This window comes from Shewanella glacialipiscicola, from assembly GCF_023283485.1.
In the GTDB taxonomy this organism is placed as follows: domain Bacteria; phylum Pseudomonadota; class Gammaproteobacteria; order Enterobacterales; family Shewanellaceae; genus Shewanella; species Shewanella glacialipiscicola.
Map to the genome: position 1 here is coordinate 78,099 of NZ_JAKILU010000016.1, position 16,245 is coordinate 94,343.

12 protein-coding genes are annotated in these 16,245 nt (G+C 45.4%); 7 read left to right on the forward strand and 5 right to left on the reverse strand.

The features are described 5' to 3' along the window. Window positions 1–187 precede the first annotated feature (187 nt). Window positions 188–1,264 (forward strand): DNA polymerase IV, encoded by a 1,077-nt coding sequence (dinB, locus tag L2717_RS12805; RefSeq protein ID WP_220772481.1) that lies wholly within the window; start codon window positions 188–190, stop codon window positions 1,262–1,264. Window positions 1,265–1,381: 117 nt separating this feature from the next. On the opposite strand, the gene L2717_RS12810 is transcribed toward dinB, so the two are convergent. Next, window positions 1,382–2,842 carry an aminoacyl-histidine dipeptidase gene (locus L2717_RS12810; RefSeq protein ID WP_220772479.1) on the reverse strand — a complete coding sequence of 487 codons (1,461 nt, stop codon included), beginning with the start codon at window positions 2,840–2,842 and terminating at the stop codon, window positions 1,382–1,384. Window positions 2,843–3,061: 219 nt separating this feature from the next. On the opposite strand from L2717_RS12810, the gene L2717_RS12815 reads away from it, so the two are divergent. From L2717_RS12815 to L2717_RS12830, 4 genes are all read left to right on the forward strand, one after another. Then, the gene (locus L2717_RS12815; protein ID WP_220772477.1) at window positions 3,062–4,600 is read left to right on the forward strand and encodes a M17 family metallopeptidase; all 1,539 of its coding nucleotides are present in this window, start codon (window positions 3,062–3,064) and stop codon (window positions 4,598–4,600) included. A gap of 947 nt (window positions 4,601–5,547) precedes the next feature. Next, window positions 5,548–6,837: an NCS2 family permease gene (locus L2717_RS12820; protein ID WP_220772475.1), complete on the forward strand. Its 1,290-nt coding sequence runs from the start codon at window positions 5,548–5,550 to the stop codon at window positions 6,835–6,837. Between the two features lie 245 nt (window positions 6,838–7,082). Next, on the forward strand, window positions 7,083–8,201 hold the full coding sequence (gene proB, locus L2717_RS12825; protein WP_220772473.1) for a glutamate 5-kinase: 1,119 nt from the start codon (window positions 7,083–7,085) through the stop codon (window positions 8,199–8,201). A 12-nt stretch (window positions 8,202–8,213) separates the two neighbouring features. Beyond that, window positions 8,214–9,491 (forward strand): glutamate-5-semialdehyde dehydrogenase, encoded by a 1,278-nt coding sequence (locus tag L2717_RS12830; protein WP_220772470.1) that lies wholly within the window; start codon window positions 8,214–8,216, stop codon window positions 9,489–9,491. Window positions 9,492–9,694: 203 nt separating this feature from the next. Here L2717_RS12830 and L2717_RS12835 read toward each other — a convergent pair whose 3' ends face one another. The 3 genes from L2717_RS12835 to L2717_RS12845 all read right to left on the reverse strand — a co-directional run bounded on the left by L2717_RS12835 (window position 9,695) and on the right by L2717_RS12845 (window position 11,529). After that, window positions 9,695–9,997 (reverse strand): hypothetical protein, encoded by a 303-nt coding sequence (locus L2717_RS12835; RefSeq protein ID WP_220772468.1) that lies wholly within the window; start codon window positions 9,995–9,997, stop codon window positions 9,695–9,697. A gap of 108 nt (window positions 9,998–10,105) precedes the next feature. Then, window positions 10,106–10,582: a Cys-tRNA(Pro) deacylase gene (ybaK, locus tag L2717_RS12840; RefSeq protein ID WP_220772467.1), complete on the reverse strand. Its 477-nt coding sequence runs from the start codon at window positions 10,580–10,582 to the stop codon at window positions 10,106–10,108. A 26-nt stretch (window positions 10,583–10,608) separates the two neighbouring features. Then, window positions 10,609–11,529 (reverse strand): DMT family transporter, encoded by a 921-nt coding sequence (locus tag L2717_RS12845; RefSeq protein WP_220772465.1) that lies wholly within the window; start codon window positions 11,527–11,529, stop codon window positions 10,609–10,611. 289 nt (window positions 11,530–11,818) lie between these two features. On the opposite strand from L2717_RS12845, the gene dnaK reads away from it, so the two are divergent. Together dnaK and dnaJ are read left to right on the forward strand one after the other, a co-directional pair. Further along, a complete protein-coding gene (gene dnaK / locus L2717_RS12850; protein ID WP_220772463.1) occupies window positions 11,819–13,738 on the forward strand; it encodes a molecular chaperone DnaK in 1,920 nt (639 codons plus the stop codon). 109 nt (window positions 13,739–13,847) lie between these two features. After that, window positions 13,848–14,987 (forward strand): molecular chaperone DnaJ, encoded by a 1,140-nt coding sequence (dnaJ, locus tag L2717_RS12855; RefSeq protein ID WP_220772461.1) that lies wholly within the window; start codon window positions 13,848–13,850, stop codon window positions 14,985–14,987. Between the two features lie 436 nt (window positions 14,988–15,423). Here the strand turns inward: dnaJ and L2717_RS12860 are convergent. Beyond that, window positions 15,424–16,245, reverse strand: an 822-nt coding sequence (locus tag L2717_RS12860) for a hypothetical protein (protein WP_248938068.1), incomplete at its 5' end; no start/stop codon positions are given.

Below are 16,245 nucleotides of genomic sequence, written 5' to 3' on the forward strand. Positions count from 1 at the left end.
TTTCTGTCGCCCTTACACTACCAGCGCCAGACTAATAACGCCCCTAGTTGCCTTCCTTAAACTCAAATCCAGCATTTCAAGTTTAATAGACCCTGGCGTGTTTATCCGCCATAAAAGTTGTGCGGTGTACATTACAATGCTTGATAACTGTTTTTATATACAGTATTTTGGCGTTGGAGGATTCAACGTGCGAAAAATTATTCACATCGATATGGACTGCTATTTTGCCGCAGTGGAAATGCGTGACTTTCCTGAGTACCTTGGCAAACCGTTAGCGGTGGGCGGTAGTAGCGATCGCCGCGGCGTTATTAGCACTTGTAGTTACGAGGCGCGTAAATTTGGCGTACGTTCAGCGATGGCCACGGCTTATGCTTTTAAATTGTGCCCTGAACTTATTCTGGTACCTGGTCGTATGCAGGTTTACAAACAAGTGTCGTTGCAGATCCGTGAAATATTTTCCCGCTATACGTCATTGATTGAGCCGCTGTCCCTCGATGAAGCCTATTTAGACGTGAGTGAGTGCCAACAATATAAAGGTTCTGCTACCTTAATAGCCCAAGCTATTCGCCGTGATATTTTACTAGAAACAGGTTTAACGGCATCAGCAGGTATAGCGCCGATTAAGTTTCTCGCAAAGATCGCATCGGATTTGAATAAACCCAATGGTCAATATGTGATCACGCCAGATACTGTGCCTGAGTTCGTTAAAACCTTATCCTTACGAAAAATTCCCGGTGTAGGTAAAGTTACCGCTGAAAAGTTAGCCTTGTTAGGGCTCCATACCTGCAGTGATGTACAAGCCTATTCTAAAACTGAGCTTGTGGCGCGATTTGGCAAATTTGGCAGTGTATTGATTGAGCGTTCTCACGGTATAGATGAGCGTGGTATTTCTGCTGACAGAGAGCGTAAATCAGTCGGTGTAGAAACTACCCTGGCAAAAGATATCTATCATTTAGTGCAATGCCAACAAATTATACCAGGATTAATTCAAGAGTTGCTGCAGCGCTTGGATCGCGGCGCTAAAAACAGACAAATATGCAAACAAGTGGTAAAGCTCAAATTTAACGATTTTAAGCAGACCACTATTGAACATCGCAGTGACCAAGTCTCAATTGAGATGTTTTATGAGCTACTTGCGCAAGCGATGGTAAGGCAGGAGGGGCGCGGCATTCGGCTACTGGGGATTTCGGTTGGGTTGGCAGATTCTATCCACATTATTCCCACGCTTATCCCAGCCCAAACGCAACTAAATTTAGTGTTTTAATAACGCTTAGCAACGTGACTAAGTTTTCAGGCTAGTGCTAAAAATAAGCCGCATCGGCATTAAGTAGATGCGGCTTTATATTAAAAGCGGACAGAGTAAGCAAGCTTCGTTGAAGGCTTAAGCCTTAACGGGAATGCGCTCGAGTACAGCCAGTAACAAGGTCCAGTACTGGCCGACTGTAGTGATGTTTACCATCTCATCTGGCCCGTGTGGATAACGGATTGTGGGGCCAATCGAGACCATATCCATTTCTGGGTAAGGTTTCTTGAATAGACCACACTCAAGACCCGCATGGATAACCATGATCACCGGTTCTTTGTGGTAAATATCTTGATAGGTTTCGCGCACTATCGCCATTACAGGCGAACTGTTATCTGGCTTCCAACCAGGATAGGCGCCGCTTAAATCAATATCGGCTCCGGCTAAGTTAGTCAACGCAGTTAACATGCCTTCAACTTGGCTGCGGCCAGAATCAATCAGTGAGCGAATAAGACACAAGATAGTGACTTGTTCATCGTCAGTGCTGATAACGCCAATGTTGAGTGAGGTTTCAGTGACTCCTTCGACTTCATCGCTCATGCGGATCACGCCATTTGGGCACACATGCAGCAAGTCAATTAACGTATTTTGGCTGTTTTCGCTCATCACCCGTTTTGGCGTAGGGATAGTGTTTAGCACTAAACGTATATCTGGGTCGGCAATGGCGAGTTCGGTGCGGATCAGAGCCTCAAACTCAGCGACTTTCTCATGTAAAGCACTGAGGTTTTCTTCAGGCAACATAAAGCTGATGTTGGCTTCACGTGGGATGGCATTACGTAGTGAACCGCCGCTAAATTGTGTCAGCTCTAAGGCTAAATCATCGGCGTTTTCAAAGAGGAAACGCGCCAATAACTTATTGGCATTACCGCGACCTAAGTGAATGTTCACCCCAGAGTGGCCGCCTTTTAAGCCTGATAAGTGCAGGCTAAAGGCTGAGTAACTTTGCTCAGAGGCTTGCCACACCATAGGCAGAGTGATTTGAGCGTCAACGCCACCGGCGCAGCCCATGTAAATCTCACCTTCTTGCTCTGAGTCGGTATTGATCAAAATCTCAGCGTCTAACATGCCCGCCTGTAAACCGAAGGCGCCAGTCATGCCGGCTTCTTCATCGATGGTCAGCAGTACTTCTAATGGACCGTGCTTGATATCGTTGCTGCCTAAAATTGCCAGCGCTGATGCCATACCGATACCGTTATCTGAACCTAAGGTGGTGCCCTTGGCTTTAACCCAATCGCCATCGACATAAGCTTCGATAGGGTCTTTAGTAAAATCGTGTACTTTGTCGGCGTTTTTCTGCGGCACCATATCGATATGGGCTTGAATAACCACTATTTTACGATCTTCCATTCCGGGCGTCGCTGGTTTACGGATGATCAAATTGCCAACGGCATCTTCGACTACAGCAAGTTGTTTGCTTTTAGCCCAGGCTTGTATGTGCTGGCTTAAGGCTTGCTCATGCTTGGATGGGTGTGGAATCGCACAAATTTGTTCAAACCATTGCCATAAAGGCTGTGGGTATAACTGACTTAAGGCTGTCACTTGAGTGTCCCTCATAAGGTCTTGTGGGTATAGGGCAAATTTGTGGCCATTCTAGCACATTCTGCGCAGCCAAATAATCTCAGTGCCACAGGCTTTTTTTGAGCTGGCAGGCAAAGTTTCCAGTTCGGTTTTTTTCGCGAGTGTTGATACCACGTTTAGATTGGTAATTAGGTGATAGAGCGGGAATAATGTAGGCACAATAATGAAAAAGGATGGGTCATGTTTCAAGTTAACTTCTTTGATGTAAAAGCAGAAAATGCCATTTTTAATGGTGAAGGCTGGGATGCTGTTGTGGTGGTAACGCCTGATCTGGATTCCATCATTTTTGATGAGATAGGCTTATTGGCCAAGCACGGTGCCCATGTCGATAAGCGTGTCGGTAAGAGCCCAACATTACTGTTTGCACCAGGGCTTGCGGGAGGGCGTTTGATCATCGCGCCTGTTACCCAAGTGAGCGACGAGTATGTCGATGTGCGTGTGTATGCCGATGCGGCAAGAGCGGCTATTACCATTGCAAAAGAGGCTGGGGCGAAACGTCCGCTATTATATGTCGCGCCATCGAAGGACGCGCGTTTTGGTTTTGCCGCTGAAGTTGCGGCGTTAGCCTGCGGTCAAGAACTGTGGCAAACCCTAGAGCTGCGTGAAGCGACACGTTTAACACCTGCATTTGAGGCGATAGGGCTATTATCGTTATCAACTCATAACAGCAATTTACTCAATGCCTTAGAAGCGGGCCGCGTATTAGCACGGGATTTATGTGGTACAGAGCCTGAGCGTATGTCGGCTAAAGCGTTTGCCGATTATTGTCTGCAATCTTTAGCGGGTAGCGTGATTAAAACAGCGGTGGTGGAAGACAGAGATATTTTAGAGCGTGATTATCCATTATTAAGTGCAGTGGCGCGTTCCTCTTTTGCTGTCGGTCGTCATCAACCCCGCGTAGTAAAATTAGAATATCTACCCGAGGGCGAAGTCACTCGCACTTTCCTGTTTGCGGGTAAGGGCGTGATTTACGATACTGGCGGCGCTGATCTCAAAGTTGGCGGTACTATGGCAGGCATGAGCCGCGATAAAGGCGGCGCCTCTGCTGTAGCGGGGCTATTCAAAACTCTATCAATGCTCAAGCCTAAGGGGATTCGAGTGATTGCCGAGTTAGGTTTAGTGCGTAACAGTATTGGTAGTGAAGCTTTTGTGACAGACGAAATCATCACCAGCCATGCGGGCGTACGCGTGCGTATTGGTAATACCGATGCCGAAGGGCGCTTAGTGCTGGCGGATTTACTGAGCCATTTACGCATCAAAGCCGTGTCGGCGGTGAAGCCTGAGATGTTTTCAGTAGCAACACTCACAGGTCACGTAGTGCGTTGCTATGGCAGTTATCCCGCGGCGGTGGAAAACTCAGTGGCGAGTGCGCAGCAATGCGCTGTAACTTTACAACAACAGGCGAGCCAGTGGGGCGAACCCTTTGAAGTGTCTACATTACGCCCTGAAGACTTCGCGAAGATCCGCGATGTGTCAGGCGCTGCTGAAATATTATCTTCCAATAATGCGCCATCATCGATTACCGCCCGTGGACATCAATATCCTGCCGCATTTTTGCTAAAAGCGTCAGGGCTATTTGACCATGGCATTAATGCACCTATTCCATTAGCTTATATGCACTTAGATATCGCAGGTAGTGCGACTGAAGGCGATCCTCTCTATGGCAAACCTACGGCTAGCCCGCTGGTGGGCTTGTATCAATATCTGATCAATCGCTAACGAGTAGTAGTAACAAATAGAAATAATTCTGTAATATCTTATTTATTAGATGGTTGCAGGATTATTTCTGTTTTTATGTGAAGCAGGTCGCCATTAACCTCACTATAGTTGTGTAATTTAATTACATTAAAAAGCCTTAATCAAAAAAAATACAAATAAAGGTTGTAATAAAACTACAAAACCATATAATGATTTTCGTGGATTAGGCACTGGCCTATTCCCTCTAGTCTATCCAGGATGGATAAATTTCTCCAAGGACCCGAGTGACAAGTCGTCTCAATGGATATGAGAAAATCTAGTTCCAAGGAACCGAGCCAAGCTTTACTAGAGTACTTAATCACATTTACGAGGAGCATTGACTATGTCTTATACAGGTACAAAACATATTTATTGGCAGAACACTTGGTTTAACACTGATGTTTTGCGTGGCGGTTTATTCGCCATGAGCTTTAAGGTTTAACCCTCCTTAAAGTTTGAGTTTCCATCATCCATCAACCTTTGTATCGCCTTTTTGGCGTGTTTAGACTCAAGTAGTATGTTTGTGTTTTTGCATGAATATACCAGGTTTTTCCCGTTAGCGCGGTAATGTACTTCCCCGAAAGGGACGCTTGAAATATGTCTTTGCCTGCTCATTGAGCAGGCTTTTTTTTGTCTTTTTTTCAAATGAATGATTTTTATTAACGCAGGCTGAGCTTTTGGTGGACTTTAAAAGTTTTGTTCTCGCAGCACGTTAGAAATAATCATTCAGTCTTACATCCAGCGTTCATACCACTAAAATCGTTACTGGCATTTATAATGAGTCGCTAGATACTTTACCGTTGTTATACCTTGCCAATTTTCTGGCCTGACCAGCCTAAACTCCCTATACTTGCAATGAATATAGCCATGTTTAAAAATGGTAATATTGAGTGACCCTACCTACTTAAAATAAAAAGGCATCCAGTTTCATGTTAGAGAAATTGTTCAAACTTAAACAAAATCAAACGAGCCTCAAGCAGGAAGCTATCGCAGGTTTGACCACATTTATGACCATGGCTTACATTATTTTTGTCAACCCTATGATGTTAGCTGATGCGGGTATGGACCACGGGGCTGTGTTTGTTGCCACTTGTTTAGCCGCTGCAGTTGGCTGTTTAGTGATGGGTTTGATGGCAAATTATCCCATTGCGCTTGCACCTGGTATGGGGCTTAACGCCTTTTTTACCTATACGGTTGTCGGTGAGATGGGCTACAGCTGGGAAACAGCCCTAGGCGCAGTATTTCTGTCGGGGATTTGCTTTCTCGTTTTATCTTTAGTGCGCATTCGAGAATGGATCGTCAATAGTATTCCCATGTCGCTACGTATTGGTATTGCCGCTGGTATCGGTTTGTTTCTCGCGCTGATTGGCCTTAAGAGTGCGGGTATTGTGGTGGCAAGCCCTGCGACGCTGGTGACTTTAGGTGATATAACTGCCTTTCCAGCAGTGATGGCGGTGTTAGGTTTTTTCCTGATTATTGCGTTAGTGCAACGTGGGATGAAATCGGCGGTGATGTTAAGCATCCTTATTATCACCGGTCTTGGGTTGATATTTGGCGATGTACAGTATAACGGTATTGTGTCTATGCCACCGTCTATTATGCCAACATTTATGAAGATGGATTTATCTCAAGTATTTGAAGTCAGTATGTTATCGGTCGTATTTGCTTTCTTATTTGTCGATCTATTTGATACCTCTGGTACCTTAGTTGCCGTTGCGCAGCGCGGTGGTTTTCTTGACGATAAGGGCCGTTTACCACGTTTAAATCGTGCTTTAACTGCCGACAGTTTAGCAACGATTGTAGGTGCCGCGTTTGGAACATCGACAACAACAAGCTATGTAGAAAGTACCGCGGGCGTCAGTGTGGGTGGTCGTACTGGTTTAACCGCTGTGGTGGTGGGATTACTGTTTATTGCCGCGTTATTTATATCGCCATTGGCAGGCATGATCCCCGCTTACGCCACGGCGGGTGCATTGTTTTATGTGGCTATTTTGATGATGTCAGGGCTTATGCATGTGGAATGGGAAGATTTAACCGAAGCCGCCCCTGTCGTTGTGGTGTGTATTTTAATGCCGCTGACTTTTTCTATCGCGACGGGCATTGCCTTCGGGATGATTTCCTATGCGGCGATTAAGTTAATGACCGGTCGTTTTAGCGATCTCAATGTGGGTATATTAGTGATTGCAGCACTGTTTTTGGCTAAATTTATTTACGGTTAATCGTGTATATAGTGCAGCGCCGTCGGTCATGTTTGTATGCACTATGAGTCATACTGATTAGCGCAAACGAGTATGCATATTGTCTACAATAGATAAGATTTTTTAAGGGTCATCTAACCGATGCCCCTTTTTAATGTGCGATTTCTAACAAACTGTAAAATTTATCTCTAGTTAGCCACTCCTTGCTACCAATTACCCAGCGGATTAGGTATAAGGGCTGTTCGGTTATTTTTTACTAATGAATAATGAACTTAAGTGATATTGCGTATCGCCGCGTGGTAGTGAAATTAGGGACGAGTGTGCTCACCTCTGGCAGTAAACAGCTAGATAAAGCCCACATGGTTGAGCTTGCTCGTCAAATGGCCGCACTGATGAAGTCAGGGGTCGAAGTCGTATTATGCACCTCAGGAGCCATTGCCGCTGGGCGCGAACATCTCCAATACCCGACACTGCCCGACACTATGGCGAATAAACAATTATTAGCCGCTGTCGGGCAAAGCCAGTTGATCCTCGCTTGGTCACAACTCTTTAGTATTTATGGGCTGCATGTCGGCCAATTGCTGCTGACCCGTGCTGATTTGCAGGATAGAGAACGTTACCTGAATGCCCGCGACACGCTTAATGCTTTGCTGGCTAATAATATTGTGCCGATCATTAATGAAAACGATGCGGTGGCCACTAACGAAATCAAAGTGGGTGATAACGATAATCTGTCGGCCCGTGCGGCGCTGCTGTGTGATGCTGATTTATTGATTTTATTGACGGATCAGAAAGGCTTATTCGATGCTGATCCACGCACTAATCCTGATGCTAAGCTGATTTCGCAGGTAGTCAAAATTGACGATAGCCTTCGGATGCTGGCGGGCGGTTCTGTGTCGGGTTTAGGCACAGGCGGTATGTCGACTAAATTGGAGGCGGCGGATATTGCTCGCCGTGCGGGGATTGAAGTGGTTATTGCCTCTGGTCATCACCCCGATGTGATTAAAAAAGTGGTGAGTAAAGAATCGGTTGGCACGCATTTTAGTGCCATCGAAAACCCGCTCGAAAGCCGTAAACAGTGGATTTTAGCTGGCCCTGCGACCCAAGGCTCTTTAGTGCTCGATGCGGGCGCCGTGAAAGCGGTGACAGACAAGGGCCGCAGCCTATTGTCTAAAGGTATTGTCGGTGTTAAAGGCAAATTTGAGCGCGGTGCAACGCTGCAATTAGTCGATCAACAGGGTAAAGTTATAGCCAAAGGAATGACACGTTATTGTGCTCAAGCCCTAGGTTTAATCGCAGGTAAACATTCCGACGAGATCGAGTCAGTACTCGGTTACGATTATGGTGATGCAATAGTGCATCGCAACGACATGGTAGTCCTATAAGCGAGGTCTGTTTTGAGTCAAATTCAGCAAGAGCAATATATACAGCAACTTGGCATAAATGCTAAACAGGCAAGTTATGCTTTAGCGAACTTAACGGCAAGCCAAAAAGCCGAATTACTCAAAGCTATTGCCGATGCGTTAACCCAGAATACGCTGGCGATTTTAGCCGCTAATGCCAAAGATGTGGCTGCGGCTAAAGCAGACGGGCTCACCTATGCAATGATTGACCGATTATTGTTAGATGAGGCGCGTTTAGCGAGCATTATTGGCGATATTAGTGACGTTATTCGTCTTGCCGATCCCGTTGGTGAAGAGTTTGGTAGTCAACTACTCGATAACGGTTTAAGGCTCACTCGCCGCCGAGTACCGCTTGGGGTGATTGGAGTTATTTATGAGGCGCGGCCCAATGTGACGGTTGATATTGCGGTGCTGGCACTCAAAACCGGCAACGCGGTTATTCTTCGTGGTGGTAAAGAAACCCTGCAATCGAATAAGTTAATCAGTGACGTGATCCGCAGCGCTGTGGTCGCCCAAGGTTTGCCTATCGATGCGGTGCAATTTATCGACTCGCCAGATAGAGCACTAGTGACAGGTTTACTTAAGCTTGACCAATATGTCGACATGATAGTGCCCCGCGGTGGTCAAGCGCTGCAGCGTTTATGCGCAGAGCAGGCGACAATCCCCGTAATATTAGGGGGGATTGGTATTTGCCATTTGTATGTTGATAAAAATGCCGATCTTGAACGTGCGCTCGCGGTGATTGCTAACGCCAAAGTGCAACGTCCAACAGTATGTAATGCGCTCGATACTTTGCTGGTGGATGAGCGGGTGGCGAGCACATTTGTGCCGCAAATTGCCGAATATCTACATCGTTTAGGTGTGCGTTTTTCAGTCTGTGAGCAAACTTATACATTGCTTGATGGCTTAGGTTTTGATCTTTCCCTCGCCAAGCCTGAAGATTTTGGTATCGAGTGGTTGTCGTTAACCATAGGTATCAAAGTGGTAAGCGATATTGACGCCGCCATTGGCCATATTCGTCACTATTCTAGCGGCCATTCTGAAGCGATTTTAACTGATGATATTCATGCTGCTGCGCACTTTATGAATGAAGTCAACTCTGCTGCTGTGTATGTTAATGCCAGTACGCGCTTTACCGATGGCGGTCAGTTTGGCCTTGGCGCCGAGGTCGCGGTGAGCACACAAAAACTCCACGCCCGTGGCCCCATGGGGCTTGAGGCATTAACCACCTATAAATGGTTAGCCTGGGGTGATTACACCAGCCGCGTGTAATGTTTTTCTGTTAGAAATAAGCAGCCGTTAACGCCATGCGTCGACGGCTTTTTTATGCGAATTAATCGATAGATTCCGCTTAATACGATTGCTATAACAGCATGTCGTGGTGTGAAATATTTTGTGAAGGGTGGTGTAAAGGTTTGCAATGAAGGAGCTAAGGGTTAAAAGTATTAAAAATAAAACGATGATAAACAAGAAGCTTAATGGAATAGCTGCAGACTCGTGGCGATAAGCCAAATACAAAGAAATACCAACGACATCAATGCTGTAAATTTACGAAACGGAACAATGTATTCCAAGGTGTAGATAAAGTATTTTTCTTGCACTCTGCGGGTGAGTAATACCGCCGGCAGCATAAAACTGCAGTACAGCATGACCACCATAGTGGTGAAGTCATTACCCCAAAAATATTCGTAAATAAATAAGCCAATACAAAGCAGCATCGCCACCCAACTGAGACGGCCGATATTATTTTCTGGCATCCATAGTGTTGATCTTTCCATTTGACTGTCCTTAGCCTCATTTTTCACTGTACAATTTATAGCTTGATATGGGTGGTTTTTCAAACGTTTTAAATACGATAAACCTATCGTAATGATATTAGATGCCGCTTATAGCGTCTTGATGTCGGCAAATGTTCCCTTGCACAGTTTGGCCAAATCATTAGCGGCTAAGCTAATTTCTAAACCGCGGCGGCCGGCGCTTACATAAATCCTATCAAAGTTCTGCGCACTAGCATCAATCAAGGTGGGTAACGGTTTTTTTTGTGCCAGCGGGCTAATGCCGCCCACAAGATAACCCGAGGATTTTTGCGCTAACTCTGCATCGGCCATTTGCAGCTTTTTTTGTCCTAAACATTTAGCTACGGTTTTGAGATTGAGCTGATGATCAACCGGCACTAAAGCGACCGCAAGCGGTGCGTGCGTTTTATCGGTGGCCACTAACAGGGTTTTAAATACCTGTGCGGTATCTAATCCTAACGTGTTGGCCGCTTCTTCGCCGTAGGCCGCGCAGTGTGGGTCGTGGCTGTACTCAAGGATATCAAACGGGATCTGGGCTTTCTTAGCCAGACGAACGGCAGGGGTCATTGTCTACTCCTTTACAACATAGAGATTTATTTGGCTAGCTTTGGGCCTAGTTTACGGTTTCGGTCGATATAACGCGGTAAAAGTTGCTGTAACACCATACCCGACAGAATAAAAGCGAGCCCGAGATACGTGGCCGTAGTAATTGTTTCTTGCAAAATCCATGCGATAAATCCAATTGACATCACCGGAGATAAAAACACCATAGTGCTAATGTTAGCGGTGCGGGTGGCCATTTTAAGCGCCATTAACCACAGCACAAAAGTAATGCCCATCTCAAATAGTCCGACATACATACCCGCAAATATTGCCTTAACACTAAAACTTGGCATCACATCGGTCAGCATTAACGTGGCGGTGATAAAAGGTAAGCCGATGAGAAAACTGAGTAATAAACTCACCACAGGATCGCCTTGATCTTTGGTATTGACGATCCAATATAAGCACCAGAGTAAGGTACTGGTGAGGGCAAGGCCAATGCCGAGCGGGCTATCAAAGTTAAAACCGCTGATATCGCCGCCAGTGGCAATGATAAAAACTCCAGAGTAGGCAATCAAAGCCGCGGCAATATCACTTTTACGTAAGTGCTGTTTTAACAAAGGCGCAGCGAGTAACGGCAACAATACCGCCCAAGTGTAATTAAGTGACAAGGCTTGTTGTGCGGGCAGTAAGGCATAAGCCTTAAATAGCACAACGTAGTAAAGAAAAGGATTGATAAGCCCTGTGACTAAATAAAAAGTGGGTCGGCGCAAAAATTGTTGTGGTAGCAAAGAGAGCTTATGTTGCCAAGCGAGAATACCGCTAAGGGCAACAATGGAGGTGAGTACAGCCACAAAAACTAATTGCAGCGGGCTGTAATAGCTCAAAGCAATTTTAAATGCTGTGGCAACCGTAGACCAAAGAAAGACCGCCGCCATGCCATACACATACGCTAGATTTGAAGCCTTCACTCTAATGACCTTACTATAGATAATCACCCGCCCAATGGGGGCTGATTGAATAACAGCCTTGGCTGATAAGCAAGACTATTTTGCAGTGATAAATATTTTATCTTGATACTGCTGCGGGAAAGATAAATTAGAAAATTTTTTTGTTAACCCTTGTAATTAAATTCCCTGTCCCAATATAGGTATCAAGGCAGAGAAGTGGCTAATGATGGACTTGGTATTTACACCGTCTAGCCTCATATCAACACCAACTAAACAAATTTAGATTGAATGAAATTTTCCGGAGGACCTCATGGGTAAAATTATTGGTATCGATTTAGGCACAACGAACTCTTGTGTAGCTGTCCTCGATGGCGGCAAAGCACGTGTTATTGAAAATGCTGAAGGCGATCGCACTACACCGTCAATTATCGCTTATACAGACGATGAAATCATTGTCGGTTCGCCAGCAAAGCGTCAAGCTGTGACTAACCCAACTAACACATTCTTCGCGATTAAGCGTTTGATCGGTCGTCGTTTTAAAGATGATGAAGTTCAACGTGACGTGAACATCATGCCATTCAAAATCATTGCAGCCGACAACGGTGATGCATGGGTTGAATCGCGTGGTAATAAAATGGCACCACCACAAGTGTCTGCTGAAATCTTGAAAAAGATGAAGAAAACAGCAGAAGACTTTTTAGGTGAAGAAGTAACAGAAGCAGTTATTACTGTTCCTGCCTACTTTAACGATTCACAACGTCAAGCCACTAAAGATGCCGGTCGCATCGCAGGTCTTGATGTTAAGCGTATTATCAACGAACCAACGGCAGCTGCATTAGCCTACGGTATTGATAAGAAGCAAGGCGACAACATTGTTGCGGTATACGACTTAGGTGGTGGTACGTTCGATATCTCTATCATCGAAATCGATAGCAACGATGGTGACCAAACATTTGAAGTATTGGCAACTAACGGTGATACCCACTTAGGTGGTGAAGACTTCGACAACCGTTTGATCAACTACTTAGCTGATGAATTCAAGAAAGAACAAGGTCTTGATCTGCGTAAAGATGCCTTGGCAATGCAACGTCTGAAAGAAGCGGCTGAGAAAGCAAAAATTGAGCTTTCAAGCACAAATCACACAGAAGTTAACTTGCCATACATTACAGCAGACGCAACCGGTCCTAAGCATTTAGTGATTAAAATCACTCGTGCTAAGTTAGAAGCACTGGTTGAAGACATGATTATGCGCACATTAGAGCCATTAAAAGTTGCCTTGGCTGACGCTGATTTATCAGTATCAGACATCAACGAAGTGATTCTTGTGGGTGGTCAAACACGTATGCCTAAGGTTCAAGAAGTGGTAACAAACTTCTTCGGTAAAGAACCTCGTAAAGACGTGAACCCAGATGAAGCCGTTGCCGTAGGTGCTGCGATTCAAGCCGGTGTTCTGTCGGGCGAAGTGAAAGACGTATTACTGTTAGACGTAACACCACTGTCTTTGGGTATTGAAACCATGGGCAGCGTAATGACCAAGCTGATTGAGAAAAACACTACGATTCCTACTAAGGCGCAGCAAGTGTTCTCAACAGCAGATGACAACCAAAGTGCAGTGACGATTCACGTACTGCAAGGTGAGCGTAAGCAAGCGAGCGCGAACAAGTCATTAGGTCAGTTTAATTTAGACGGTATTGAGCCTGCACCACGCGGCCAGCCACAAATTGAAGTGATGTTCGACATCGACGCCGACGGTATTTTACATGTGTCTGCGACAGACAAGAAAACCGGCAAGAAACAAAACATCACCATCAAAGCCTCTTCTGGCTTAAGCGAAGAAGAAGTGGCACAAATGGTACGTGATGCTGAAGCTCACGCAGATGAAGACAAAAAGTTTGAAGAGTTAGTGCAAGCACGTAACCAAGCTGACGGCTTAGTCCACGGGACTAAGAAACAAGTTGAAGAAGCGGGCGATGCACTGCCAAGCGAAGATAAAGAGAAGATCGAAGCTGCTATGGCTGCTGTTGACACTGCCATCAAAGGCAATGACAAAGAAGCCATTGAAAAGGCAACTCAAAACTTAATCGAAGCGTCTGCTAAGCTGATGGAAATTGCTCAAGCTAAGTCTCAAGCTCAAGGCGGCGACAATGCCGACGCGGGCAAACAGGCTAACGCTGCTGCCGATGATGTTGTCGATGCTGAATTCGAAGAAGTGAAAGACGACAAGAAATAATGATTTGTTCTCAATCAAATCGATTGATTTCAAATAGTTAATTTCTAGGCGGGCGTTACGGGGCAACCCTAACGCCCGTTTGTTCAACTTAAGCCAGAAGCATGAGATTATGTCAAAGCGAGATTATTACGAAGTATTAGGTGTCAGTCGTGACACCAGCGAACGTGAAATTAAAAAGGCCTACAAACGTCTGGCCATGAAATTTCACCCAGATCGCAACCCCGGCGACAAAACCGCAGAAGCTAGCTTTAAAGAAATTAAAGAAGCTTACGAGATCCTAACCGACGCCGACAAAAAAGCGGCTTATGACCAGTTTGGTCATGCAGGTGTCGATCCTAATCGCGGTGGCGGTGGTTACGGTGGTGGACAGGGCGATTTCGGTGATATCTTCGGTGATGTCTTTGGCGATATTTTCGGCGGTGGACGTCGTGGTGGCGGCGGTCAACGTCAAGCGGCTCGAGGCTCAGATTTACGTTACAACCTCGAATTATCACTGGAAGAAGCGGTTAAAGGTTTCACCAAAGAATTACGTATACCCACACTGGCAAGTTGTGATCTGTGTGACGGCAGCGGCGCTAAAAAAGGCACCTCAGCAACCACTTGTGGCACCTGTCATGGCCAAGGCCAAGTACAAATGCGTCAAGGATTCTTTGCCGTACAACAAGCTTGTCCAACCTGTCATGGTCGCGGCAAGATCATCAAAGATCCTTGTACCAAGTGCCATGGCGATGGCCGTGTTGAAAAGAGCAAAACCTTATCAGTTAAAATCCCAGCTGGCGTCGATACGGGTGACCGTATTCGTTTAGCCGGTGAAGGCGAAGCAGGTGAGTTTGGCGCGCCTCCAGGGGATTTATACGTTCAGGTCAGTGTGCGTGAGCATGCGATTTTCGTCCGTGATGGTAACAACCTCTACTGCGAAGTGCCGATATCCTTCAGTAAAGCGGCCCTAGGCGGCGAGATTGAAGTACCCACACTGGATGGTAAAGTGAGCCTTAAAATCCCAGCCGAAACACAAACGGGTCGTATGTTCCGTTTACGTGGCAAAGGGGTTAAATCGGTTCGTAGCCATGCTGTTGGCGACTTGCTCTGCAAAGTGGTTATGGAAACACCGGTTAGCTTAAACGAACGTCAAAAAGAACTGTTACGCGAATTTGAAGCCACCCTAACGGGTGAGTCAAGAAAGCACAGCCCAAAGGCTGAAGGTTTTTTTGATGGCGTGAAGAAGTTTTTTCAAGACTTGAATAGCTAACTTGGTCTAGTGGCGCAGCTGTTATGTTAGCTGCGCTTTAGATGAATAAAGCCCCGCAGTGTTTAACACCGCGGGGCTTTTTTATGTCACAAATCTAGTTTGATATTTTGATTCTTTTTAAAAGAAAAGTCAAAGTCGTGGGGCTTCACCCCCTGATGTTTTAATCAAAAGTCGACCAAGGAGGACTGCTCGTCCTATCCTCCTTGGATTCTCCATGACGCCCCCAACGGAGTTGAAAGCCCCTTGTGCTCATTGGCAAATTTGCTGACGCTTCCAATGGGGCGTCCCTTCCCCTCGAAAGCTAGCTCGCCATCCATGGCGAGACTCACGCAATTTGCCAACTCGCCCTGCGGCAACTCCGAGGGGATGGTGTCTTCTTTAAACTCTGATGTTATCGGTAAATTATTAAGGCATTAAAGTTATGCCTGTCCGAATTTTAGCGAGCACTCAGGTGCTCCTCTATCTGAGAAACAAGATGCGTGCACTGTTTTACTAATTCGATGATCGCATCCGACTCAATCTGATGCTGATTTCCATCTTTATCGAAGCCATTCCTATGTACGCAATCATGTCTGATGAGGATTGCTTTGAAAAGCCACTCTATATTACCAAAATCAATGTCGAGTACAGAAAAGTACATCGGCTTTATTTTCTTTAAATCGTGAAAGATAAGATCCTTGAGGTAGCGTGCAACTAGGAATTTCAAGTCTTCCCACTGTGTGAAAATTTCTTTTAATGAAAACTGTCTCTTTGCAAGCTCAGGATCCGTTTCCACCAACCTTCTGATTAGTAAGTCAGAATTCACAACTGTTGAGATAAAGCTGCTTGCGAGATAGGCCTCAATTGCAGTTACTACTTGTGCGAAAAGCATGTTATTGAGCGTTGCTTTGTGCTCTTGGTGATGTTGATAGCGAAGTAGTGCAATAACGTCAGTAGAAACCTTTCTATAGATATCAAGTTGTTGTGTACTTTCAATTTCTGCTGTGACTTCTTCTTGTCCAAAATGGTCGAGAACATCAAATGTTAAATCAATAATATTAGGGATAAAAATATCTGTTTCTGACATTCTGGATACTATATGAGCATCATATTCTTGGCCACAACCATCACAAACAAATGTTTTCCAATACTCGCGAAGACTTTCTTCGTCTGTAGCTGCTGAAATATTGAAGTGGCATAGTGAATTTGGCCACCTAATAAGAAATGTTATGATCTCATTCATAGCGAATTTAGGTGACAAAATGAATAAAAGTAAACG